This is a genomic window from Pseudomonas sp. M30-35 (genome assembly GCF_002163625.1).
Classification (GTDB): Bacteria; Pseudomonadota; Gammaproteobacteria; order Pseudomonadales; family Pseudomonadaceae; genus Aquipseudomonas.
Genome location: NZ_CP020892.1, coordinates 4,063,334 through 4,088,639, shown reverse-complemented (window position 1 = coordinate 4,088,639; position 25,306 = coordinate 4,063,334). Strand labels below are relative to the sequence as shown.

Sequence of the window (25,306 nt, the reverse complement as noted above, 5' to 3'; positions counted from 1 at the left end):
CCTACGCGCAGGAGCAATAGCATGGTTAGCAGGCGTTCTCCTCAACATGCGCTGAGCTATAAACGCCAGCGCGGTGCGATTGGCATCATGGCGGCTTTGGTGATGCTGATGGCGCTTGCCTTTTTAATGCTGGCAATCGACAGCGGTCGCTTGTATCTGGAAAAACGCAGCGTTCAGCGTGTGGCGGATATGGCTGCATTGGAAGCGGTGCTTCGTGATGGAAATTGCCAGGCAAGTGCTGGCACGACGACCGCGCAAACCTATGCGGCCGAGAACGCGCAAATTCGTAACGGCTTTACCCTTGATGCCCAGCGCACGCTGGTCGCGACATGCGGTAATGTCGATGAAAGTGGCAGCCGCCGTAGCTTTACTGCAGACACTTTGGGCCGCGCGATTCAAGTTGACGCCCGTCGCGAGGTGCCCGCCAGCCTTATTCTGGGCGGGATTTTCGGCCAGCAGGTGACGATAGTTGCCCAAGCCGTTGCAGCCAAACGTGAGCCGCTTGCCGCCTTAACCTTGCGCACCACGCTGGCAACGGTTGACTCAACTCAGTCTCCGCTACTCAACGCCCTGATTGGTGGCCTGCTCGGTGGTTCAGTCAATCTATCGGCTGTGGGTTGGGATGGCTTGGCCAAGAGTCAGATAAGCCTGCTGGATTATCTTGATCAACTGGCAATCAACCAGGGCATTACAGCGGGGGATTATCAGTCGTTGCTTGAGGAAAATCTGTCGCTCGGCACCTTGTTGGATGTCGCAGCGACCACGCTGCAACAGTCGGGTACCAGCGCTAATCTGGATGCAGCGATTGCAGGGCTTACCGCTCTTTCTGCAGTGGTCCCAGCGGCCTCGCCGCTGTTGCAACTGGGCGATCTGATCAATGTACAAAGCGCTACGCAGAAGGCGGGGCTAGACACCGCACTCAACCTTCTACAGTTGGTTCAGGGCACGGTCGAGTTGGCAAACAGTAAAAGCGCCGCCTTTGCCAGCCTGCCCATTACGGTGCCGGGGTTGAGCAATGTAACCCTGAATATCAAAGTTATCGAGCCGCCGCAGCTGTCGGCCATTGGTAATCCTGAACTGGCCAAAGCAGACCCTTACGGGCCGAATCAGATTGCCGTGCGCTCGGCGCAGATTCGCACCTATTTGAGCATTGATTTGAGTGGGGCAACCGACGCTTTAGACAACCTTTTACAACCCGCAGCAGGAGCGTCGTTAAATAGTTTTTTGAATAGCGCTCTAAACCTCAATTTGGTTGGTGCTGTTGGAAATCTTATTGGTTCACTGGCTTGTGGCGGACTTTTGCCTGCATGTAACAGTATGAAGGTGAGCGCTGCCCAGGTACTACCTGATGGCCGAGTTGACGTGATGCTCGATGTCGCTGAGGCGCAAGCGAGGGTTACTGATTACAGCTGCACCAGCAGCACAGATAAGACTCTGGATGTAGACGTGACCACATCCGCCTTAAACCTTGCAGTCGGCAAGTTGGGCAGTGATTCAGCAGATGCCTTGGACCAAATATTTAACGCCTCCAGCACCCCTGTCGCCGCACCCATAGCGTTAATCAAACTGGGTGAGCAAACGCTCAGACCGACATCGTGCTTACTTGGGTTGTGTGCAGGCCTGCAATGGGCGAAAGCTGGTGGGGGCTGGGTTTCAGACCCTAAACTGGCGAGATTCGATGTTCGTTCCGGACTTGGCCTCACCCTCAATTCAGGCGTGATAAGCAGTGGAGTGGATGTGCCTTTGGTCTATGAATCGACGGCAAATCAGCTGCCGAATGTAGGAGAGGCGCCTTATGAAAAGTCAGCAACCGCCAATCACAATGTGGTGGGTAACTTACGCAATACCTTGGCGGGTATCGATTTAGAGCCCTATGCGAGCAGCAGCCCGCGCATACTGGACGGCTTGATAACTTCCTCGGTGGGTCTTATCAATTCACTGCTGGGCAGCTTGGAAGGGATAATCAAGAACGTACTTTCGCCGCTGGTTGATCCGCTGGTTAACACGTTACTCGATGGTTTAGGAATTGGTCTAGCTGAAGCAGACGTGGGCGCCAACCTGACCTGCGGCAGTCGCGCTGAGTTGTTGCTATGAACTCGATAGCGCGCTGCCCTATTGCAGTTACTGGCTCTGCGGGTGCAAATGCTCGTGGTCAGCTGAGTATTAAACGCAGCGTTCCATCAATGAGCGGTTGCCGCAGAGCCTTCACTCTTTCGGCTCGGCGACAGCGCCAAAGCCAATTGCGTGCGGTTATGCATATGGGTGAGGCGCAGTACCTGCGACACGTAGAGTTTCACCGTGTTTTCGGTAATCCCCAATTCGCAGGCGATCTGATAGTTGGTCAAGCCCTTGCCAATCAGGCGTGCGACTTCCAGTTGCCGCGGAGACAGCTGGTTGAAGTGCGCGGGGATTGCTTCAGCAGACGCTGCGGCAGGAGTGAGTTCAGGCTGGCCAAAGTGACTGCGCATCTGGTGCAGATCCAGATGCAACTCGCCGATAGACTCAGCCAGAAAGTGCAGCTTCTGGTTCATCTGGTCGAGTTTAGCGCCATCGTCGAGGCGCTCCTGCAAGTGCCGTTCAAGGCGTCTGACCGCTCGGCCAACTTCATCCATATTGATCGGTTTTTGATAGAAGTCAGCAACGCCCGCCCGCATTGCCGAAACCACATCCTGGGTTTTGGTTTGACCCGTGAAAATAATCGCTTCGAACTGGCGATTACCGTCGTAGGTTTTCTCCAAAGTATTGATCAGGCTGATGCCATCCTTGCCCGGAAGATGCAAATCGCTGAGCACAATGCCGATTTGCGGATCTGCACAGAACAATTCGATCGCTTCGTGCGCGCTGTGGCAACCAATGCATATGTAGCCACTGTGGTTAAGGAACTCACAAAGTTCTTCAACGATATCCGGTTCGTCGTCCACGACGAGGAGTTTTACTACGCGTTGATGCCTTTCCATGTCAGCTCACCCGGTTGCTTTAATTTTTTTAATAGCTTTGATGTTGTGTTAGCAGCTCATGCCCAGACTCCGAGCAACTCATGCCTAGAAATCTAAGATTTCTGACAGTAAGTACGTTCGTCCCATACTTAAGGTATAGCACTTTGTTTGTATTCAGAAAGTTTTAGTCAGAATAAAGGATGTCAAAAAACCACCGAAAAGAAATAGCCCGTACGGATAAGCTGTTTTTGAGTGTGGTTTCAGGTATTTGAGTCGTTTCTGTGTGCTGCTGCCGAGTGTTGGCCAAATCTTGTTTGCTGAGGATGCCCACGCGATGAAGCAGATACCGGCGATGGCAATCGTCATCAATAGCATTTGGCTGTTGCTGCTAAGACCAATGAATACCAGCAGCTTGACGTCTGCCGCCCCCAGCTTGTTAAGCATGTAACCGGGCAGGCTGAGTAATACGGCGAAGGCCACGGCAATCAAGGCCTCCACGGGTGTATAGCCCAGCAGGCTTTCAGCGCGGAGCAATAAATAGATGAGGGCGAAGGCAATGCCTCCGAATGTCAGCCAGTTAGAAATGCGCTTTTGCTGCACATCTTGTACGGCGCAGGCAGCCAACCAGACGAGCAAAATAGCGATATTCATGGATGTTGTGCTCTGTTAGTTGAGGATCATTAAATGGTACGTTCGTACTCTAAACTGGATGCTCTACAAAACAGACTGAATCTTCAACCCGGCTTGGATTGTGGGCGTGCATTGGAGGCATCGAAAATGCAACAGATGATTACAAGGGAGCCTCTGAAAAAGGTAGCGAGCGACGGGAGTACAAGGCGAAAAGATGCGAAGAAGCGACCGGGGTCGCGCTCGACTTTAGTTGCCCTAAATGAGCATTCTGAGCAGCTTTTCAACGCAGCACGGGCTGCCCCAGTAATCCCTAGCGCAGTAGTTTTTCAGAGGTTCCCAAGGGCTTTTGGTCGCCGCCAGAAAGGGGCCGCCGCGATCGAGTTCGCATTGGTATTCGTACTGTTTTTTGCAATTTTCTACGGCACCGTCAGTTATAGCCTGCCATTGTTAATGATGCAGTCTTTTAACAACGCCGCGGCCGAGGCGGTGCGCCAAGCCGTTGGGCTGGTACCGGGGCAGGCGGATTACCAGCAAGAAGCGTCAGATGTGATTGATCAACAATTGAGTTGGATGCCCAACTCAACCCGTGACCTGGTCGCGGTCGTTATCACCGCACCGGGTGCCGATGGAGTGATGAGTGTGCGCATCAGCTACCCGTACAACGCACATCCACTGGTACCGTTTTTGGTCATTCCAGGTATTGGGCGAGTGCCGAGCTTACCGGATGACCTTGTTGCAACAGCTAGCATCAAGCTGAATAACTAAGGAAAGGCTATGGCGAGCTGGTTCGGTTTCACCCCTAAAAATGATCTGCCCGCCAGCAATCAACTGCCTGCTGAAGCAGAGTCGCAGCCGTTGGTAAATACCTCGCCAAGTTCGGCTGGGTTGAGTATTTACCTGGATACTCAAGGCTTGGTGACGCGTATCGCCGGGCCGTTAGCCGCGCGTTTGGCAATACCTGTAACCCAACATCCGCTAAATGATTATTTGTGCAAAAGCTCGGCCTTGGCAGCCGACATTCCAAGCTATCAACAGCAGATGCTTGAACTTGATTTCAACGGGCGCGGTGGCTCGGTTTTAACCCTCAGAGGCTGGTTGCAAGCCCACGCTGAAGGCTGGCTGCTGCAACTATTGGATGTGTCTGATTTAGTCGAGCAGGCTCGCAGCAGTGACCTGCGCCGCCATGTACTGACCGAGGCCGCCGACTTTGCTCAGCGTCTGGGTTATCAGTCCGGTGAGCGTTTGCAGTCCGCAACGGTCGAGGTTTTATCCGAGTTGCGCCAAAGGTTACGTATCCCCAGCGTAGCGATTGCCCTGCGTGATAAGGCCGGCGACTGGCGGGTTTATGCTCAGCAAAATGTGCATAACAGCCAAGTTTGGCGCGATGACCAGGCACTGGGTAAGATCTTTGACGACTTGGATCAGGCCACTCCACAGCAGCTCAGCGCGCTGACGTTAACCAAGCATCCCGGGCTTCAGGTGTTATTTCCTCAAGGTCTTGGCTTTATTACGCCGTATCAGCATCAAGGGGTTACATCTGCCTGGCTACTCTGTGCAGGCTTTGACGCTCAATTGCATGCCCCGGCGTTGCAGATCGCCGACTGGACGCGATTATTTGACCCGCTTGGAGCCGCCTTGACCGGGCGTTTGCAAGCGCTGCAGCAGGCGCATCAGCAAGACCGGCAAAGCGCGTTGCAGGGATTGTTAGGTGCCGGTTGGTGGGAGTTCAACAGCCTTGATCAACGCTTGCAATTGGCGCCGGAGCTCGCCTCTACGCTTGGTATCGAGCTTGCCGGTGGGCTTGAATTGCCCGCTTGGCTTGAGCGCATTCATGCCGGTGACCGTGATGAGTTTCGCGTGCGCCTTAATCGTTTGATTGCTGGCGGTCAGAGTTTTATCCAGTGCCTGCGATTGCAGGTTGCTGATGAAGCTGTCGGTTACAGCTGGTATCGCCTGCAAGCCCTGGCCAAAGGGGCGGGTAATAATCTGCGTATTTATGGCTTCCTGATCGATATCAGCGATATCAAAGAGCAGCAAGCCAGAGCTTCGGAGGCGCATGAGCGTTTAAGCAATCTGATCGCCAGCGCGCCTGCGGTGATTTACGTGCAGCGCTATAACGATGGGGCTTTGAATCTGGAATTCTGCAGCGACAGTTTGCAGCCCTTGCTGGGTTGGAGCCTGGCCGAATTGCAAGCGGGTTTGCTCGCAGAAATAGTCCATCCGGATGACCACGAAAGCTTCTTCAATCGCGCACGGCAGTTGCTGCGTAGCGGCTCGGTCAGTTGTCGCTATCGGCTGCGTGACCGTCAAGGCAACTATCACTGGTTGCTGGATGAGTCGAAATTACTGCGCGATGAATTGGGTCAGCCGCGTGAAGCTGTTGGCCTGTGGCTGGACGTTACCGAAGCCACGCTTGCCGCTGAACGTATCCGTGAGAGTGAAGAGCGTTACCGGATTCTGGTCGAGGATTCGCCCGCAATGATTTGCCGTTATCTGCCTGACCTGACGCTCAACTTCGCCAACCGGCCGTTAGCGGATTATCTGGAGCGCAGCACTGAGCAGCTTATTGGTGCCAACCTTGGCGAGTGGTTATCTACCGAACAGCGAGATGCCTTTGCACAACGCCTGCTTGGTCTTACGCCTGAGAGCCCGATTAGCACCGCTGAAATATGCATGCAGTTGCCGGGGCGTGAGCATGCCTGGTGGGTTTGGGCGGATCGTGGGATTTTTGATGAGCAAGGACGCCTGCTCGAAGTGCAGGCCGTTGGGCGTGACAACACCGACGTGCGTAAAGCTCAGCAGCAACTGTTTCAAGGCGCCAAGATGGCCACGCTTGGCGAGATGGCGACCGGTATGGCCCATGAGTTGAACCAGCCGCTGAATGTGATGCGCATGGCTGTGGCCAACACCCTCAAGCGCATCGCGGGTGGTGACGTGCCTGCCGAATACCTGCAAGACAAGCTGAAGCGGATTGAGGCGCAGGTACTGCGTGCGGCGCGAATTGTCGATCATATGCGGGTGTTTGGGCGCCGTTCCGAGGCGGAACATGCGTTGTTTGATCCGATACAGTCAATAGAAGGCGCCATGTCGCTGCTACGCGATGGTTTATTGGGCAAAGGTGTCGAGCTGCATTTTGAGCCGGTAGATTTTGCGGTCAAGGTCAGCGGTCACGGCGATCAACTTGAGCAGGTGTTGATCAACCTGATGGTCAATGCCCGCGATGCGCTGTTTTCGCGTCTTGAACGCGAGCCTGAGTTTGCGCCGCGTATTGCGTTGTCTGCCACGTTATTGCCAGAAGGCGTGTTGATTGAGGTGCAGGACAACGCAGGGGGAATTGAGCCGCGCTTGCTTGAGCGAATCTTCGAACCGTTTTTCACCACCAAACCGGCGGGCAAAGGCACGGGTTTGGGGTTGTCGGTAAGCTTTGGCATTATCGAGCAAATGGGCGGGCAGTTAAGGGCTTTTAATCGCGAGGATGGCGCGTGTTTTAGCATTCTGCTGCCGCCGGTTTCAAATTCCAGTATTTAGCATGGATCGCAGAACAAAAGTTCTGTCGCCTGCTGGCAAAAAGTTACGCACCAGCTAGTCTTCATCGTGCTACGTTCCGGCAATGTATCGGGACGACAACTGCCTGATGCAGGAGAATCACGATGGATATGAATCGTCGACAGTTCTTCAAGGTCTGCGCCGTAGGCCTTGGAACGTCGAGCCTCGTGGCTTTGGGGGTCGCACCTCCCAATGCCTATGCCGACCAGATACGCCATTTCAAGCTGGCGCGTACGATCGAGACGCGCAACACCTGTCCATACTGCTCGGTCGGTTGCGGCCTGATTATGTACAGCCAGGGCGACGCCGCTAAAAATGTCGCGCAAAACATCATCCATATCGAAGGCGACTCGGATCACCCCGTCAATCGCGGCACACTGTGCCCTAAAGGCGCTGGGCTGCTCGACTTCGTGCACAGTGAAAGCCGCTTGAAGTCCCCGCAAGTGCGTGAAGCGGGCTCCAACGAGTGGATAGACATTGAGTGGGACACTGCGCTGGAGCGGATCGCCAGGCATATGAAGGCGGATCGTGATGCCAACTTCATTGAAACCAATGAGCAAGGCCAACGGGTTAACCGTTGGTTGAGCACCGGTTTTCTCGCCGCGTCGGCATCGTCCAACGAAGCGGGTTACATCACTCACAAAGTGGTGCGTTCACTCGGCATATTAGGATTCGATAACCAAGCACGTGTCTGACACGGCCCGACGGTGGCAAGTCTTGCCCCGACGTTTGGCCGCGGCGCCATGACCAATCACTGGACCGACATCAAGAATGCCGATCTGGTTTTGATTATGGGCGGCAACGCTGCTGAAGCTCACCCGTGTGGCTTCAAATGGGTGACCGAAGCCAAGGCGCATAACAACGCCAAGCTGATTGTGGTCGATCCGCGCTTTACCCGTTCCGCATCGGTGGCAGACCTGTACGCGCCTATTCGTACCGGCTCGGACATCGCCTTCCTCGGCGGGTTGATTTACTACCTGATCGCAAACGACAAGTATCAGCACGAGTACGTCCGTAACTACACCGACGTCAGTTTTATTGTGCGCGAAGGTTATGATTTCGAGGCGGGCTTCTTCAGTGGCTACGACGAATCCAAGCGCGGCTATCCAGATAAGTCTGGCTGGGGCTACGAGGTTGGAGAAGACGGTTTCGCCAAAGTTGACCCAACCCTGAGCCATCCGCGCTGCGTGTTCAACCTGTTGAAAAAGCATTACAGCCGGTACACGCCGGATATGGTCAGCAGCATTTGCGGCACGCCGAAAACCCAGATGATGCAGGTCTGGGAGACCATCGCCGAAACTTCGGCGCCGGGCAAAGTCATGACCATCATGTACGCGCTCGGCTGGACCCAGCATTCAACGGGCTCGCAGATGATCCGTGCTGGCGCCATGGTGCAGTTGCTGTTGGGCAATATTGGTATGCCGGGTGGTGGCATGAACGCCTTGCGCGGTCACTCCAATATCCAAGGGCTGACTGACCTGGGCTTGCTTTCGAACTTGCTACCGGGCTACCTGACGCTGCCTGGCGATGCCGAGCAGGACTACGCGGGCTACATTGCCAAGCGCACCAGTAAACCACTGCGTCCGGGACAACTTTCGTACTGGCAGAATTACGAGAAGTTCCATGTCAGCCTGATGAAGGCCTGGTACGGCAAAAATGTCAGCGCTGAAAATAACTGGGGCTACGACTGGCTGCCTAAACTCGATGCGCCAGGACCGGGTTACGACGTACTGAAAGTCTTCGACATGATGTACCAGGGCAAGGTCAACGGTTACTTTTGTCAGGGTTTCAATCCGATTGCCTCGTTCCCGAACAAGGCCAAGATTGGGGCGGCGCTGGCCAAGCTTAAGTACCTGGTAATCATGGATCCGCTGGCGACAGAGACCTCTGAGTTCTGGCGTAACGTTGATGAGTTCAACGACGTTAATACTGCGGATATTCAGACCGAAGTGTTCCGCCTGCCAACCTCATGCTTCGCTGAGGAAGATGGCTCGCTGGTAAACAGTGGCCGTTGGCTGCAGTGGCACTGGAAGGGTGCCGAGCCACCGGGCAAAGCACGAACTGACATCCAGATCATGGCGGGTTTGTATCACCGCTTGCGTGAGAAGTACTCCAAGGACGGCGGTAAATTCCCGGACCCAATCCTTAATCTCGACTGGCCATATTTGCAGCCGGATGAGCCGTCGGCTGAAGAGCTCGCCAAGGAATATTCAGGCAAAGCGATAACCGATCTGACCGACCCTGCAACCGGTGCATTGCTGGTTAAAGGCGGTGATCAGTTGGCAGGCTTCGCTCAATTGCGCGCCGACGGCAGCACCTCCAGTGGGTGTTGGTTGTTCTGCGGCTCTTGGACTCAGCAGGGCAACCAGATGGCGCGGCGTGACAACTCCGATCCATACGGTATCGGGCAAACGCTCGGCTGGGCTTGGTCGTGGCCGGCTAACCGGCGGATTCTCTACAACCGCGCGTCTGCGGATGTGTCAGGTCAGCCGTGGCAAGGGTTGAAAAAACCGCTGGTGTTCTGGAATGGCAAGTCATGGACCGGCGCCGATGTGCCGGACTTCAAGGCTGACTCACCACCAGAGGCGGGGATGAATCCGTTCATCATGAACCCGGAAGGGGTGGCGCGATTCTTTGCTGTCGACAAGATGGCTGAAGGCCCATTCCCGGAACACTACGAGCCGTTTGAAACGCCGATTGGACGCAACCCGCTGCATCCTGACGACCCGCGTGCCACCAGCAACCCGGCTGCGCGAGTGTTCAAGGGTGATATGGAGCTGTTTGGCAGCGCTGCTGACTTCCCGTATGCAGCGACCACTTACCGGCTGACTGAGCACTTCCACTTCTGGACCAAGCACTGCCGCCTGAACGCGATTGTGCAGCCCGAGCAGTTCGTGGAAATGAGCGAGGTGTTGGGTAAAGAGTTGGGTATCGCCGCTGGCGACTGGGTCAAGGTATCGAGCAACCGTGGCTACATCAAGGCGGTTGCGGTGGTCACCAAGCGCCTCAAGCCACTGACGGTTGATGGTAAAACCGTGCACCAAATCGGAATCCCGATTCACTGGGGTTTCTCCGGTGTGGCGCGCAATGGTTATCTGACTAACACCTTGACCCCCTTCGTAGGTGATGCCAACACGCAAACGCCGGAGTTCAAGTCCTTCCTCGTTAACGTGGAAAAGGCATAGGAGCTGACGCATGGCTACTCAAGACATCATCGCCCGCTCCGCCACCACAACCAGTTCGCCGTCTATTCGGCAGATTGACGAGGTGGCAAAACTCATCGACGTATCCAAGTGCATTGGCTGTAAAGCCTGCCAGGTGGCGTGCTCGGAATGGAACGACCTGCGTGACGAGGTCGGCCATAACCACGGCACCTACGAAAGCCCGGCAGACCTTACCGCCGACTCATGGACCTTGATGCGCTTTGCCGAGCACGAAGACGAAGCGGGCAAGCTCGAATGGTTGATTCGCAAGGACGGCTGCATGCACTGCGCCGAGCCCGGTTGCCTGACTGCGTGCCCGAGCCCGGGGGCGATCGTGCAGTACGCCAACGGCATCGTCGACTTCAATCAGGACCACTGCATCGGTTGCGGTTATTGCATCACGGGTTGTCCATTTGATGTGCCGCGTATCTCGAAAAAAGATAACAAAGCCTACAAATGCAGCCTCTGTTCTGACCGTGTTGGTGTCGGCCAGGAACCGGCCTGCGTTAAAACCTGCCCAACCGGCGCGATTGTCTTCGGCACCAAGGAAGACATGAAGGATCACGCCGCTGAGCGCATTGTCGACCTGAAATCACGTGGCTATGAAAACGCCGGTTTGTATGACCCGCCAGGTGTTGGCGGTACCCATGTGATGTATGTGCTGCACCATGCTGACAAGCCAGCGTTGTACTCCGGCTTGCCTGCGGACCCTGCCATCAATCCGATGGTTCAGGTCTGGAAAGGCGTGGCGAAGCCTTTGGGTTTACTGGCAATGGGCGCAACTGTATTGGTCGGCTTCTTCCACTACTTGCGTGTTGGGCGCAACGTGGTTGAAGAGGACGAACATCCTGCAGCTGTCGACACGGCCGTGCACAAGGTTGATCCAACGGTGCATGAATTCGACCCTAAAGCTCCGCGCTGAGTGAAATGATCAACCTCTGCAACGGCGCAGGTCGATGCAGAGGTTCGAGGGAGTCAACATGAGACATGACATCCAACGTTACACCGCAGGCGAGCGCAGCAATCATTGGGCGGTCGCGATTCTATTTGTCCTTGCTGGTTTATCTGGCTTGGCGCTGTTCCACCCGGCGTTGTTCTGGCTGAGTCATCTGTTTGGTGGCGGGGTGTGGACGCGAATCTTGCATCCGTTTATCGGCATCGCCATGTTCCTGTTTTTTATATGGCTGGTGATGCGCTTCATGAGCCATAACATGATCCATAAAAGGGACGTGCAGTGGCTCAAGCAAGCGGGTGATGTGATGGCGAATCGCGAAGGCAATATGCCTGAAGTCGGTCGCTACAACGGCGGCCAGAAGTTGCTGTTCTGGGTGTTGCTGGTGTGCATGTTGCTATTGCTGGTGACGGGTTTAGTGATCTGGCGCGAGTACTTTAGCTACCTGTTTGGCATCGACATAATTCGTTTGTCTGTGCTGCTGCATGCGGTGGCTGCGCTGGTGCTGATTATCAGCATTATTGTGCATATTTACGCCGGTATCTGGGTCAAAGGCTCGGTCGGGGCGATGCTCACCGGTTGGGTTAGCAAAGGCTGGGCGCGCAAGCATCACAGCCTTTGGTATAAAGAGGTCGAGAAGGGCGAGAACAAACATTGAGCCAAGGTGGCATGCGGGTGCATTGCACTCGCATGGCGCTCGCTTTTATATTGAGTTGCGACTGCACTCATTAAGCTGTTTTGCGAAAGGAGTCCTGCGTGTCAGGCAGAATATTAGAGCGCGGCGAAATCGAAGCGTCGGCAAACATCCCACCGTTTCTCAATCCTTGTACCCCATCATTATTTCAGCGCCGTGCCGAGCGCTTTAAAACCCTCGCGCAGAACCATCCACTGAGCGGTTATCTGCTGCTTATGGCGCAGCTTTGCGAAGCACAACATCGTGCGCTCGCGACGCTGCCTGCATTGCCGGGGCCAGACCAACGTGCGTTGGATCTAAGCCGCGAACATCGCATGCCGCCGCTCGCGTTCGAAGCATTGGTACGTGGCGATGATTGGCTGCAAGCGCTGGATAAAGTGCTTGAGCAGTTCAGCGTGCAAGACAACCCAGCGGTTACTGCGGCGCTGCAACAGTTGGCGCAAGCGGACAGCGGTCAGCGCAAGGCATGGGCGGTAAACCTGTTAAGCGGCCAGTTTGATTTGCTGCCCGCCGCCGTGGTGCCATTTCTCGGTGCTGGGCTGCAGGTGGCGTTTAGTCATTGGCTGCTGGCGTTGCCCGAAGGCACCTTGTCTGAGCGTGAAAGCTGCACCCAGTGCCCAGCCTGTGGCTCGCCGCCTGTTGCCGGCATGATTCGTCATCGCGGCAAGCAGATTGGATTACGTTATCTGACCTGTTCGCTGTGCTCATGTGAGTGGCATTACGTGCGGGTTAAATGCAGCCACTGTGAAGAGAGCAAGCAACTCGCTTACCTGTCGCGTCAGCGTGATGATGCAAAGCCAGAGGCGGCGCCCATTCGTGCAGAGGTTTGCCCGAATTGTCAAGGCTACTTGAAACACTTCTACCTCGAATACGACAGCGAGGCTGAGGCTTTGGCCGATGATCTGGCCAGCCTTGATCTGGATATGATGGTCGCGGAGGCCGGTTATATGCGCCGGGCGCCAAATCTCTTGCTTGCCCCCGGCGCAGAATGAGAGCCTACACTGAGGTGTGACCCCTACGTTAAGGACGCTTGATGACGGCCGCTCGTCTACCTTCAGTCGACCGCTTGCTGCGCAGCCCGGCAATTGCGCCATTGCAACAACGCTATGGCCGCGAAGCCATGCTCAAAACCCTTCGCGACTTACTCGATGAGTTACGTGAGCCTGCGCAAAGTGGCGCTCTGGCCGCCATTGAACTCAGCGAGGCGGTGCTGGCCGGGCGTGTTGGTGAGCGTCTTGCTGCGCAGCACGCGAGTAAAATTCGCCGGGTGTTCAACCTCACGGGCACCGTGTTGCACACTAATCTTGGCCGCGCCTTACTGCCGGAAGAAGCCATCGAGGCGGTCAGCCTCGCAGCACGTTATCCGCTCAATCTTGAGTTTGATCTCGCCACCGGCAAACGCGGCGACCGTGATGACTTGATCACCGGTTTAATCCGCGAGCTGACCGGCGCCGAAGCGGTGACCGTGGTCAACAACAACGCCGCAGCGGTATTGCTCAGCCTCAACAGTCTGGGCGCTCGCAAGGAAGGGGTGATCTCACGCGGTGAGTTGATCGAGATTGGTGGCGCGTTTCGCATTCCCGACATCATGTCGCGCGCCGGGGTAAAACTGGTTGAAGTCGGCACCACCAATCGCACCCACGCCCGCGACTACGAGGCGGTGATTAACCCGCGCACCGGCTTGCTGATGCGCGTACACACCAGCAACTACAGCGTGCAAGGTTTTACCGCCAGCGTTCCGACGGCGGAGCTGGCAAACATCGCCCACGCCAACAATCTGCCGCTGCTTGAAGACCTGGGTAGCGGCACGCTGGTTGACCTGACCCGCTGGGGCTTACCCAAAGAGCCGACCGTGCAGGAGGCCCTGCGCGATGGTGCGGATATCGTCACCTTCAGCGGCGACAAACTCCTGGGCGGCCCGCAAGCCGGTTTGATTCTTGGCAGCCGTGAGCTGATCAACAAGATCAAAAAGAACCCGCTAAAGCGTGCCTTGCGGGTTGATAAGCTGACCTTGGCGGCGCTTGAAGCGGTACTCAATCTGTATCGCGACCCAGATACTTTGGCGGAACGCCTCACCAGCTTGCGTCTGCTTAGCCGCCCGCAGGCGGAAATCATGGTTCAGGCACAACGTATTGCCCCACTGATCGCGCAGCAGTTTGGCGAAGGCTGGCAAGTTTCAGTGCAAGCGGCTTTAGGCATGATCGGCAGCGGCGCGCAGCCAGTTGCACGCTTGCCCAGCGCGGCGATTTGCATTCGCCCGCTGCAATCCAAGCGTCTGCGTGGGCGCGCGTTGCGCAGGCTCGAAGAAAACCTGCGCTGCTTGCCGATTCCCGTACTCGGCCGTATCGACGATGACAGCTTATGGTTGGACCTTCGCCAACTGGATGACGAGCCGGCATTCACCGCGCAATTGCACCTGCTAACCGAGGAATAAACCTTGATTGTCGGTACGGCAGGGCACATCGACCACGGCAAAACCGCATTGCTGCAAGCACTGACCGGGCAGCAGGGCGACAAGCGCCCGGCAGAGCGCGAGCGCGGCATCACCATTGATCTGGGTTACATCTACGCCGACCTTGGTGACGGCCAGCTCACCGGCTTTATTGATGTGCCGGGTCATGAGCGATTTGTGCATAACATGCTCGCTGGCTCCAGCGGCATTGACCTGCTGCTGTTGGTGGTCGCGGCGGATGATGGCGTCATGCCGCAAACCCGTGAGCATCTGGCTATTGCGCAGTTATTAGGCACCCGCCGCGCGTTAGTGGCACTGACCAAGATCGACCGAGTCGATAGCCAACAAGCGATTCAGGCGCAGCAGCAAATCACTCAGTTGCTCAGTACAGGGCCGCTTGCAGACTCTGCGATTTATCCTGTTTCAAGCATCACCGGTGACGGCATTGCTGAGCTGCGTGAAGCGCTTAAAAACAGCGCGGATCACGTGCAGCAGCGCAGCATCAGCGGCTACTTTCGTTTGCCGATTGATCGAGCATTCAGTGTTTCCGGATCAGGCATTGTGGTCACCGGCACTGCCAAAGCCGGGCAAGTTTCAGTGGGTGATGAGTTAACGCTCAGCCCCAGTGGCCGCAGCGTGCGCGTGCGCGGTATGCATGCGCAAAACCAACAGGCGGATCACGCCATTGCCGGGCAACGCGTGGCGCTGAACATTACCGGCGAACGCCTTGCGCTGGAGCATGTGCGCCGCGGTGATTGGTTGCTGACACCGGCGCTGCACGCGCCCACTACACGCATTGATATTCAACTCGAAATACTGCCCGGTGAAAGCCGCGATTTCAGCCACTGGACACCGGTGCATGTGCATCTCGCCGCACAAGATGTCACGGGGCGTGTGGCGTTGCTCGAAGGTACGCATGTCGAACCGGGTAAAACCGCGCTGGCGCAGATTCTGCTCAACGCTCCGGTGCATGCGGTACACAATGACAGGCTGGTCTTGCGCGACCAGTCGGCGCAACGCACCGTGGCCGGGGGGCGTGTGTTGGACCCATTTGCCCCGGCTCGTAATCGGCGCTCCGAGACGCGCTTGGCGCAACTCAATAGCATGCGGGTGGATGAGCTTGAGGCGGCGCTGCCGACGTTGCTGCACAGTGCTGATAATGGCCTTGATCCGACACTTATTGAGCGTCAGTTCAATCAGCCTCGAGCATTGTGGACGTTACCTGGCGATGTACTAGAAATCACTACACGCATCGGTACCCGGTTATTCAGCCGCAGTGTTTGGCAGCAATTAAGCGAGCAGTTGCTGGACGGCTTACAGCGTTTTCACACCGATTGCCCAGATGAGCTGGGCCCCGATCGCGACCGTCTAAGACGTTACGCATTGCCCGCTCTAGAGCGTCCGGTGTTTATCAGTCTGCTTGAACAGCAACTTGCGTCTGGCTCCGTCGCCAACAGCGGCCCGTGGTTGCATTTACCTGCGCATCAGGTGCAACTCAGCGAGACGGATGAAGCCTTGCGCGAACAACTCTGGCCATTACTGCTCGCTGGAAACTTCGATCCACCCTGGGTGCGTGATCTGGCCAGCACCTTGCAACAGCCAGAGGCAGACGTGCGTTTACTGCTGCGCAAATTGGCCAGGCTCGGCATGCTCCATCAAGTGGTCAAGGACCTGTTCTACCCCGAACAAAGCATCCGCCAACTGGCCGCAATCGCAGTGACTATCGAACAACAAAACGGCTCGATCAAACCCGCCATCTGGCGTGACAGCCTCAACATCGGCCGCAAGCGCAGCATTCAATTACTCGAATACTTCGACCGCATTGGCTTCACCCGAAGGCTGGTTGGCGAGCGTAAAATCAGGGCGGATTCGGCGTTGGCCGAGATCAAATAATACCGATGCAACCACCGGGTAAACCTCAGGAAATATCATGGCTTCAGCCTTCGCCCACGCAGTCGTGCCACTGGTTGTCTACGCCGTCTTTAAAGGCAAGTCGATGAATTTGCGTTTGCTGGTGTTGGCGATTGTCTTGGCCATCGCACCCGATGCAGACGTATTGGCTTTCAAGTTCGACGTTGCCTATGGCTCGGAGTGGGGACACAGAGGTTTTACCCACTCATTATTTTTTGCTGGCTGCATAGCGGCTTTCTTCACACTGTTCGCCAAACAGCTCAACTCCAGACCCTTGGTCGTCTTCGCCATGTGCTTCACCGCCTGCGCTTCGCACGCTGCATTGGATGCGCTAACCAATGGCGGGCAAGGTGTGGCCTTGTACTGGCCGTTTAGTCTGGACCGCGTGTTTTTCCCGTTCAGGCCGGTGCAGGTATCACCAATAGGTGTTAGCGCTTTTTTCACCGACAGAGGACTCAGAGTTATCGCCTCTGAAATGGTTTGGATATTTATTCCGGGGTTTGTGATCGGTTTGGTTGGCGTTTTAGTAAGGCGGAAACTGAGTTAACGAAGGTGAAGTGACTTGTTATTTGATGTGAGCCAAGTAATAGCCCATGCAATGGGCAGCCAATTGCAAAATGATTGGCCAGGGTTTTCAAAATTGTTGGTCAGCGATCAGTTCAAGCTGCATTGATGGGTTATGCTCGGTTTGACGCTTTGGGACACTAGCTCGAGTGCCGAGCAGGACGCCTAAGTCAACATGGAAGGCAATCACGCCCGGTGGCGTGGCCGGGCTTCAAACCCTTGGTGTAGGTAGGTAGTTGCTGCATTTACCCGCTCAATACAAGGCTTTGAGTTTTTTGCATTGCTCGAATTTGCACATAAAAGCCCTTCGTTTTCGACATTTTTTCGACACGTAGACTCTTGATGACTACCCTTTGTCTGGCTGGTGTGGCACATTGGTATCGGTCCGTATTTCTGCTTGTAGCATAAAAATAAAACGTGGTCTGTCCCCTGATACTCCGGGTACACGATTGCAGAACACCCGGCTTATTTTGGGTTAATCGTTTTTCTTATGGCTATTTTCGCCTTCGCTATTTACTCGCTACAGAAGGTGCAGAAAGCACTAAGAACCAATACCAAGCCAGCCGAGGCTCGTGCACACAGACTCGCAAATGCAACAGTCTTCTTCACGGTAGGCGCTATCTGTTACTTTTTTGTAATGCATGTATATATTGGTATCGCTCCAGTCTAACAACTGATTCAAGTCGTTTGCTTCGCTCACTCGGGACCGGCTAAAGCCGGCCCCTTAACCAAACGTTAGCTATCCGTTATGAATGTAGAGTCAATACGCAAAGAATCGCTAGAACTGTGGGACAAATATTTTCGTGATGCCCATAGAGAATCTCAGTATGACAATGAATTTCGTGACTTCATTGATAATTTAAGAAAGAACGAAGAAGAGAATGCTGAAGCTTCTTTGCAGCCTTGGTTACAAATTTTCGAAGATGGAATACAGTGGCTTTCTAATATTTGGGGAATATTGTCACATAAAATGGATGGAGATGGCGGTAACGACGCGTTGCTGCTTAGTATTTGGTCCCTTGTAAGTTCATCTTGCAACTATGCAGTTGCAGTAAGATTACTCGTCATTTCCGGGCTGGATAACCCTGCGAGGTCCGCAGCAAGATCACTTGATGAACATCTATGTACTTGCATCGCCATACTAAATAAACCTGAATTGGCAGCGGGTTTTCAATCTAGTCAGTATCATGAAGATGCAAGCCAGTTTTGGTACGAAAACTTTAACAACAAAAGGTTGCGAAAACACTTAAATGCGGTAGAGAGAAGCGTGGGTCTAGAGCCGCATATAAGTAGGGAGTTCAGAGAGTATCGAGATAATGAGTTAAATTATTTCTCTCAGACAACTCACCCAACATACTTGTCTGGTGTTTTGGCTGCTAACGCCATTGATGTCGCTAATACAGACAAAGTGTCTCTAGGTGTTTTTGGTAAGCTATCAGCCTCCAGTGAAAGAACCTTAAATCATGTATGTAAATCTATTTGGTATTTTTCGAGGTTCGGCTTCATGCTACTTTTCAATGAGCACAATGGTAACAACCCTTTGATAGAACTGGATAAAGAGAACGAAATGCACCAGATGGCAGTTATCGGGCGTGATGTACTTCAAAAGCTGAATCTGGAGTACTGGGAATATACTAAGTATTCTGAATTGGAAAATAGCTAACAAAGCCAGCCAGTACAAATTAGGGGGGGCAGACCACGTTTTTCGAGCACTTTGGACTCAAACACCGCTTGCCCCTACGACTATCGGTTGAAATCAAAAAATGGCGGAATGCAGTAAGAGTCGAACTCTACAATTTGCTATGCCATTGCTGCACAGACCCGCTCAACGCAAGGGGTTGAGCTTTTTGCACTGCTCGTATTTGCACATAAAAGCCCTTCGTTTTCGACATTTTTTCGACACATAGACCTTTGAAGCTTAACCTCTGCCTGAGTGCTACGGCACATTGATATCAGTCCATATTGCTTTTGCAGCATAGAAAATAAACTGTGCCTGTCCCCTCTTACGGGCCTAATAAGTGGTTAAAATCGTTCGCTTCGCTCACTGGGACGTGCTAAAGCCCGCCCCTTAACCAAACGTTAGAAGCCATAGCAATGAATGAAGTCACCATCAAGTCAGCAGATACAGCCGCACAATTGGTGCTATCAGACATCGAAGGCGACTATTTTACTGCGACATACAAAAGTCATGACATCTTCGTTTCTAGGCGTGTCTGGGGCTACACCGACTGTAACTTATTAGTTGATCTATTCTCGTACATGGCCAAAGAATGGAAAGGCTGGGACGGGGAGATAAACTGGGCATCAATTGAGCAAGAGCTTTCAATTACATGCACATCAGATCAAAAAGGCCACATTGCGGTTAAGCTTAAGTTCTCCCAATATGAAGGCGCAGAACCTTGGGAAGCTCAGGTAGTTTTTGAATTTAGAAAGCGGAGTGATGGAAAAAGCATCAAAAGATGTTAAAGCATTTTTCCATGAGTGAATGGCTTCTAACTAGTGGTTCAAGTCGCTCGCTTCGCTCACTCGGGACCGGCTAAAGCCGGCCCCTTAACCAAACGTTAGAGCCCACTCATGAATCCACAACTCGCCGGCTTAGCCAATAACACCAAGTGGAATGAGCTACAGCAGTTCATGTCAGAGTTAGGGCAAAGAGCACCTTACTGGAGAACTAAAGCCACGAACGGCTTCATTTATCCACCACAAGGTTGGGATGGTGACTGGACTTATCATTTTCGCCTAGGAGAGCATAAGCTCATTGAGTGGTGTGAAATGCAATCTAGAGCCACTGAGGGAGCTTTAACTATGAGCGAAACTCTGGATATATGTCGACGCATAGGCTTTGAAATAGAAATTTTAGAGTCATCTATCAAAGTCATCGGTTACCGTCGTCTCTAACAACTGGTTCAAATCGTTCGCTTCGCTAATGAACAATAGGGGGCAGACCACCTTTAAATTCACATAGTCTGTTCTCTGTAAGTGCTAGTTTCTCGTTTCGCATTTAGGTAAATTTATGCGCTTTCAAATACTAATTTTTTAATTACGCCTGTTATTTTTGTATTTTTTAATAGTCATGAGGTGATTGCTGGCACCGAAGCAGTGGTATGTCCGGTTCCCGTCGCGGCTTCTTTAGATGAAATTGCAGAAGTAAAAGGTCAGCAATCATCAGGCCGAAACCCATTTGTCCCCGTAGAACTCGAATGCAAATACCTTAATCCCCCAAAGCACCTGATGTTGATTGAGTCTTCAGCTACGGTAAGTGAGTGCCAAGCAAATAAACATAATCTGAATGCTATGAAAAGTGGATGTCCATATTATGTTTCTGAAGGTGATGGTGGTGAAGGTCCAGAGTGGTGTATTCAAGATGGGCCGGCGAGCAATGAACTCATCGACATGTTTACTCTTCTTACAAATGCAACCTGTGATGAGTGACTCTTTTGGATAAGCTGGTGGTGCCTAGTGTTTATCCTAGCTGGGCAAAGGCAATTTCCAATTGCAAAATGATTGTTATGGTATTCAAAATTTTTGCATTGCGCTCGGATCAAGCAGCATTGATAAGGTATGCTCGATTTGACGGTTCAACGACTCAATAGCGACACGTTGAGACAGAGCAATATGGAAGGCAATCACGCCCGGTGGCGTGGCCGGGCTTCAAACTCGGTAGGGGACGGCAGCCGTTCCTAGGTAAGTTCGACTCTTACTGCCTTCCGCCATTTTTCATTGACCATTTTTGCCTGCGCCCTACAGGCCTGTGCCACCCATTCCTAAACGCTTGAATTTGAACCTCGGCGGACAAGCTTCGCGTTGTCGCGCCCTACGGGGGCTTGGCGTAGGGTGGATGACGCTTTTTCCATCCACCATTGGCGCGGTGTAGGGCTGGGTTATTTCTCCGCGTTTGATCGCGGCTTTATAAGGCTCGGTGGACAAGTTTCGCGTTGTCGCACCCTAAGCGGGGAAGTGTTTTGCCAGAAAGCCCAGTAACAACTCGTTCACTTCTTTGGCTTTTTCGCTTTGTATCCAATGGCCGCAATCGCTTAGCTGATGCTGCTCCAGGTTGCTGACGCGGGTTGGCATGCGGCTGATGGTGTGGGCTTCAAGGGTGGCGACGGGGTCTTTGTCGCCGACCAGGAACAGCGTGGGTTGCTCGATTTTTACATCTTGTAGAAACTCGGTTTTTTGCCAGTTGCGTTCGAAGTTGCGGTACCAGTTGAGTGCGCCGCGAAAGCCGTTTTCGGTGAAGGTTTCGACATAGGCCTGGAAGTCTTTTTCACTGCACCATTCGGGCAACTCATTGGGTATTTTGATGCCGTCGAATAGTTTGCTGTCGGCAGGGCGTTCTTGCAGCAGCAAGTCGCTGGAGCTGGCGCCTTGGATAAAGATGCGCAGGCTGCGTTCTATATCGGCATCCAGTTCCTGCTCGGCAACGCCGGGCTGCTGAAAGTAGACGATGTAGTTGAAACGCTCGGCAAACACTTCACGCATAACTTCGATTGCCGGGCGCTTGCCGCGTCCGGCGAAAGGCACAGACATGGCCACCAGTGTGCTGACGCGTTGCGGTTCGAGTTGGGCGAGGTGCCAGGCGACCAGCGCGCCCCAATCGTGGCCGACAATACAGACATTGTGTTGATTGAGTGCGGTCATGCTCGCCTGAATATCTGCGCAAATCGTCAGTACGTCGTAAGCGCTGATTTCCGCTGGGGCGTCGCTGCGGTCGTAGCCGCGCATTTCCGGGGTGAATACTCGATAGCCTGCGGCGACCAGTGCCGGTATCTGCTCGCGCCATGAGTGCCAGCATTCGGGGAAGCCGTGCAATAGCCAGATTGGACGACCGTTTTCGGGGCCCGCCATATGCACATGCAGGTTGATACCGTTTACAGCCAAGTCTTGCGCTTGCATGCCGATGCCCTCGTGATTGCCGATAAGGCTCAAGCTAGCAGAGGGCGGCATTCAGGCTAAGCAGCATTCATCAAATTAAAGCAAAGATAGTAGCCACGGTTATTGCAGCGCACAGGTTCTGCGGCCCGTCGAGGACTTGCGGAGGTGGCGGGGCGCATCGCACAGTTAAGCACAACGGTTAAGCACAACGGTCTTGGGCGACTGGATCACCGAGTACAGGAAGAACGACGTTTCCTTGATGGTGTCGGTTCCATGTGTGATGACCAGGCCTTCGACATCGTCTTGTGCCAGCCAGTGTTAGCAGCGTACCTGCAAGGCGTGCCCGGTCGCGATATCCATGTCCTTGCTATCCAGCTGCGCGACCTGCTCCGTATGCAGGATGAACCCGTCCGAGGCCGCAATGCCACTGAGCAGTTCGCTCAAGGGCAGGGTCCCGGCGGTATAACCGTGATTACCAGCCGTAGAAGCGAGGCCAAGTCTCGGTATTCCCATCCGGCAGCACGGCTTGGTACTCGGGGTGTTGTGCTCCGGTGGCGCAAGCGTGATTGGGCAGAATGCGCAGCCGCGTGCCGATCGGGAAGCGTTCCACGATGCTGCGATCCGGTTCGCCGGCATGGGACAGAATCCCATGTTCCTGGTTGGCGCCGCTCAGGGTGTAGCCCTCCAGCACCTTCCCGTCCTCGGTGCATACCTGACCGAAGCCAAAGTCATGCTTCTGCTTCTGTGTGCCACGGTCACGGCTCATCGCCATCCACCCCGCATCGACGATGGCCCAGCCTTTTTCTGTCTGGTGACCAATGACGGTCGTGAGGACGCTCAATGCGATGTCGTCTGTGGTGCACACGCCGACGTTGTGCATCACCAGGTCGAAGAACACGTAGACGCCGGCGCGCACCTCGGTCACACCTTCAAGGTGTTCGGCCGTCAAGGCTGTCGGCGTCGATCCGATGCTGACGACGGGGCACGGCAAGTCGGCTTCACGCAGCCTTTGCGCCGCGCGCACGGCGCCGGCACGTTCCAGTTCGGAAATGGCCAGCAGGGCTGCATGGTTGTCGCAGTCGTAGCTGGACCCCGCGTGAGTCATGACGCCACCCATTTGCATGCCGGCGTCCTGCAACACGCGCGCGACCTCGAGCAGGGAGTCGTCTTCCGGCTTGATACCTGAGCGGTGGCCGTCGGTGTCGATTTCGATCCACACCTCGAACACCTCACCATGCGCGCTCCCGAAGTTGCAGATTTCCCGGGCGGCTGCGGCGTTGTCCGTGACGATCTTCAGATCACAACCGCGCTGGCGAAGCCCAAGCGCTTGCGGGAGTTTGCTCGGGACCATGCCGACGGCATACAGGATGTCGGTAACACCCGCCTCGAAGAACTGTTCGGCCTCCTTGAGGGTAGAGACGGTGATGCCTTGCGCCCCGGCAGCAATCTGCTCCTGTACGACTGGCAGGCTCTTGGTGGTCTTGACGTGCGGGCGGAAGCTCATCCCGAGGGCGGTCATGCGCGCCTGCATGCGCTGGATGTTGCGCTGCATGCGCTGCGTGTCGATGAGGGCGGTGGGCGTACCAAGCTGTTGAATTGTGGTCATGGAGCTCTCTCGGTCTGAAAACGTGGTGTAGTTAGCAGATTGACATTTTGTATAAATTAATACAAAGTGTCCAGAATCATTAATGACACTTGGCCTTACCATGACAATACGCACCCCGGAGCAGCGAGTGCTGCTCGAACAAATCAAACAGGTCGCCGACGGCCTCGCCAAGACCTTCGCGCCCTTTTGCGAGGTGGTGGTGCACGACCTGCTGGACCCTTCGCACGCCGTATTGGCGATCCACAACAACCTGTCCAACCGCGAGGTCGGACATCCAGCCACCGAACTTGGCCTTGCCCGCATCATGGACCCCGAGTTCGAGCAGGTCATTGCCAACTATCCGAACCGCTTTGCGGACGGCCGACAGGTCAAGAGCACCTCGATTGGCATCAAGGATTCCGAGGGGCGATACATCGCTGCTCTTTGCATGAACATCGACCTTACGATGTTCCAGGGCTTTCAGGGCATGTTAAACCAGTTCGTCGCCATGCCGGTGAATGCGCCCGCCAGCGAGACACTTGACCCCGCTGGCACAGACGCGATCCGCGCCCGCATCGATCAGTTCGCGGCGCGTCTGGCCACTACGCCTCGCGCGCTCAAGGCGGGAGACCGTCGCGCACTGGTTCAGGAGCTAAAGGCGGCCGGCCTGCTGGACCTGCGCCGCGCAATGGAAACCGTCGCCGCGCACTTGGGCGTCTCTCGCGCATCGGTGTACAGCTATGCGAAGTGATGCGCATACCCGCGCGGCCTCAGACATCAGCGTATTCGACATGACCGGACTCGCGTTGCAGGACCTGGCTGTGGCGCGGCTCATTATCCAGAAGGGGTCCGCCGGTGCGGGCACCAGCGTTGCATGGCCTGGTGACAGGCCAAGAGAGGATTACGATGATCAACCTTCCCTCTTACGATGACGTTGCCACCGCGGCGGAACGTATCAAAGGCTACGCCCACAAGACACCGGTGGTGACTTCGCGCACCGTCGACGAAGAGTTCGGCGCTCAGGTCTTCTTCAAATGCGAGAACCTGCAACGTATGGGTGCCTTCAAGTTCCGCGGTGCATTCAACGCGCTGTCGAAGTTCAGCCCCGAGCAGCGCAAGGCCGGTGTCGTGGCATTCTCCTCCGGCAATCACGCGCAGGCCATTGCGCTGTCAGCCAAGCTCCTGGGCATTCCGGCGATGATCGTCATGCCGCACGATGCACCGGCCGCCAAGGTGGCGGCGACTCAGGGTTATGGGGGCAGCGTGGTGATCTACGACCGCTACAAGGAGGACCGCGAGCAGATCGGCCGCGATCTGGCCGAGGCGCATGGCCTGACGTTGATCCCGCCCTACGATCACCCTGACGTGCTCTGTGGTCAGGGCACGGCCGCCAAGGAACTGTTCGATGAAGTTGGCCCTCTGGACGCATTATTCGTACCGTTGGGCGGCGGCGGCCTGCTTTCCGGCTGTGCTCTGGCCACACGGGCGCTGTCGTCTAACTGCGGGCTGTACGGCGTCGAGCCGGAGGCGGGCAATGACGGTCAGCGCTCGTTCCACGCAGGCAGCATCGTACACATCGACACCCCCAAGACCATTGCCGATGGCGCTCAGACCCAGCACCTGGGCAAGCTGACCTTTCCTATCATCTTGCGGGATGTCAACGACATCCTCACCGCTTCGGATGCCGAACTGATTGACTGCATGAAGTTCCTCGCCTCCCGCATGAAGCTGGTCGTCGAGCCCACGGGCTGCCTCGGATTCGCCGCAGCCCGGCAGATGAAAGCCGAACTGAAAGGCAAGCGCATCGGTGTACTCGTGAGTGGCGGCAACGTCGACATGGCGCGCTTCGCGAGCCTGCTAGTCAGGTAGTGCCAAGGCGGGCAGCCAGCGAGCCGCCCATCTCTTTATAACCCCCAGCTGTGATCCGTTCGGATTGACAGGACGGGATTCCTTTGCCC

General features: G+C 55.0%; 22 protein-coding genes and 1 tRNA gene. 17 read left to right on the top strand and 6 right to left on the bottom strand.

What is annotated here, in order from left to right:
* The first annotated feature begins 21 nt into the window (after positions 1-21).
* Positions 22-2,094 (top strand): TadG family pilus assembly protein, encoded by a 2,073-nt coding sequence (locus B9K09_RS18890; RefSeq protein WP_177408681.1) that lies wholly within the window; start codon positions 22-24, stop codon positions 2,092-2,094.
* An 86-nt stretch (positions 2,095-2,180) separates the two neighbouring features.
* Here B9K09_RS18890 and B9K09_RS18885 read toward each other — a convergent pair whose 3' ends face one another.
* A complete protein-coding gene (locus B9K09_RS18885; RefSeq protein ID WP_087518266.1) occupies positions 2,181-2,957 on the bottom strand; it encodes a response regulator transcription factor in 777 nt (258 codons plus the stop codon).
* 153 nt (positions 2,958-3,110) lie between these two features.
* Entirely contained in the window at positions 3,111-3,587 is a 477-nt protein-coding gene (locus tag B9K09_RS18880) for a prepilin peptidase (protein ID WP_087518265.1), read from the bottom strand.
* A gap of 285 nt (positions 3,588-3,872) precedes the next feature.
* Between B9K09_RS18880 and B9K09_RS18875 the strand changes: the two genes are divergently transcribed.
* The 14 genes from B9K09_RS18875 (at position 3,873) to B9K09_RS22605 (ending at position 20,601) form a co-directional block, all read left to right on the top strand.
* Complete coding sequence (locus B9K09_RS18875; RefSeq protein ID WP_087519167.1) at positions 3,873-4,331, top strand: TadE/TadG family type IV pilus assembly protein; 459 nt, start codon at positions 3,873-3,875, stop codon at positions 4,329-4,331.
* Positions 4,332-4,340: 9 nt separating this feature from the next.
* The gene (locus B9K09_RS18870; protein WP_087518264.1) at positions 4,341-7,094 is read left to right on the top strand and encodes a PAS domain-containing protein; all 2,754 of its coding nucleotides are present in this window, start codon (positions 4,341-4,343) and stop codon (positions 7,092-7,094) included.
* Between the two features lie 122 nt (positions 7,095-7,216).
* Complete coding sequence (gene fdnG, locus B9K09_RS18860; protein WP_157699372.1) at positions 7,217-10,297, top strand: formate dehydrogenase-N subunit alpha; 3,081 nt, start codon at positions 7,217-7,219, stop codon at positions 10,295-10,297.
* Positions 10,298-10,307: 10 nt separating this feature from the next.
* On the top strand, positions 10,308-11,237 hold the full coding sequence (fdxH, locus tag B9K09_RS18855; protein WP_087518261.1) for a formate dehydrogenase subunit beta: 930 nt from the start codon (positions 10,308-10,310) through the stop codon (positions 11,235-11,237).
* A gap of 58 nt (positions 11,238-11,295) precedes the next feature.
* Positions 11,296-11,925, top strand: a complete 630-nt coding sequence (locus tag B9K09_RS18850; RefSeq protein ID WP_087518260.1) for a formate dehydrogenase subunit gamma — start codon at positions 11,296-11,298, stop codon at positions 11,923-11,925.
* Positions 11,926-12,023: 98 nt separating this feature from the next.
* A complete protein-coding gene (fdhE, locus tag B9K09_RS18845; protein WP_087518259.1) occupies positions 12,024-12,953 on the top strand; it encodes a formate dehydrogenase accessory protein FdhE in 930 nt (309 codons plus the stop codon).
* 41 nt (positions 12,954-12,994) lie between these two features.
* Positions 12,995-14,395, top strand: a complete 1,401-nt coding sequence (selA, locus tag B9K09_RS18840; protein ID WP_087518258.1) for an L-seryl-tRNA(Sec) selenium transferase — start codon at positions 12,995-12,997, stop codon at positions 14,393-14,395.
* 3 nt (positions 14,396-14,398) lie between these two features.
* On the top strand, positions 14,399-16,306 hold the full coding sequence (gene selB / locus B9K09_RS18835) for a selenocysteine-specific translation elongation factor (RefSeq protein ID WP_087518257.1): 1,908 nt from the start codon (positions 14,399-14,401) through the stop codon (positions 16,304-16,306).
* Between the two features lie 37 nt (positions 16,307-16,343).
* A complete protein-coding gene (locus B9K09_RS18830) occupies positions 16,344-16,871 on the top strand; it encodes a metal-dependent hydrolase (RefSeq protein ID WP_087518256.1) in 528 nt (175 codons plus the stop codon).
* A 765-nt stretch (positions 16,872-17,636) separates the two neighbouring features.
* On the top strand, positions 17,637-18,551 hold the full coding sequence (locus B9K09_RS18825; RefSeq protein ID WP_087518255.1) for a hypothetical protein: 915 nt from the start codon (positions 17,637-17,639) through the stop codon (positions 18,549-18,551).
* A gap of 431 nt (positions 18,552-18,982) precedes the next feature.
* Positions 18,983-19,354 carry a DUF6228 family protein gene (locus B9K09_RS18820; RefSeq protein WP_087518254.1) on the top strand — a complete coding sequence of 124 codons (372 nt, stop codon included), beginning with the start codon at positions 18,983-18,985 and terminating at the stop codon, positions 19,352-19,354.
* A gap of 108 nt (positions 19,355-19,462) precedes the next feature.
* A complete protein-coding gene (locus B9K09_RS18815) occupies positions 19,463-19,786 on the top strand; it encodes a DUF6678 family protein (protein ID WP_087518253.1) in 324 nt (107 codons plus the stop codon).
* Positions 19,787-19,966: 180 nt separating this feature from the next.
* Positions 19,967-20,320 (top strand): hypothetical protein, encoded by a 354-nt coding sequence (locus B9K09_RS22610; RefSeq protein ID WP_157699371.1) that lies wholly within the window; start codon positions 19,967-19,969, stop codon positions 20,318-20,320.
* A gap of 185 nt (positions 20,321-20,505) precedes the next feature.
* A tRNA-Sec gene (locus B9K09_RS22605) sits at positions 20,506-20,601 on the top strand.
* A gap of 232 nt (positions 20,602-20,833) precedes the next feature.
* On the opposite strand, the gene B9K09_RS18810 is transcribed toward B9K09_RS22605, so the two are convergent.
* From B9K09_RS18810 to B9K09_RS18800, 4 genes are all read right to left on the bottom strand, one after another.
* Positions 20,834-21,784 carry an alpha/beta fold hydrolase gene (locus B9K09_RS18810; protein ID WP_087519166.1) on the bottom strand — a complete coding sequence of 317 codons (951 nt, stop codon included), beginning with the start codon at positions 21,782-21,784 and terminating at the stop codon, positions 20,834-20,836.
* A 165-nt stretch (positions 21,785-21,949) separates the two neighbouring features.
* On the bottom strand, positions 21,950-22,075 hold the full coding sequence (locus B9K09_RS23000; protein WP_218192006.1) for an asparaginase domain-containing protein: 126 nt from the start codon (positions 22,073-22,075) through the stop codon (positions 21,950-21,952).
* A gap of 6 nt (positions 22,076-22,081) precedes the next feature.
* Positions 22,082-22,207, bottom strand: coding sequence for a hypothetical protein (locus B9K09_RS22855; protein WP_256574105.1), 126 nt, complete (start codon positions 22,205-22,207; stop codon positions 22,082-22,084).
* 28 nt (positions 22,208-22,235) lie between these two features.
* Positions 22,236-23,369: a DSD1 family PLP-dependent enzyme gene (locus B9K09_RS18800; RefSeq protein WP_087518252.1), complete on the bottom strand. Its 1,134-nt coding sequence runs from the start codon at positions 23,367-23,369 to the stop codon at positions 22,236-22,238.
* Positions 23,370-23,496: 127 nt separating this feature from the next.
* On the opposite strand from B9K09_RS18800, the gene B9K09_RS18795 reads away from it, so the two are divergent.
* Positions 23,497-24,099, top strand: a complete 603-nt coding sequence (locus B9K09_RS18795) for a transcriptional regulator (protein WP_256574104.1) — start codon at positions 23,497-23,499, stop codon at positions 24,097-24,099.
* 155 nt (positions 24,100-24,254) lie between these two features.
* Positions 24,255-25,217, top strand: a complete 963-nt coding sequence (locus tag B9K09_RS18785; RefSeq protein WP_087518250.1) for a threo-3-hydroxy-L-aspartate ammonia-lyase — start codon at positions 24,255-24,257, stop codon at positions 25,215-25,217.
* The last annotated feature ends 89 nt before the right edge of the window (positions 25,218-25,306 follow it).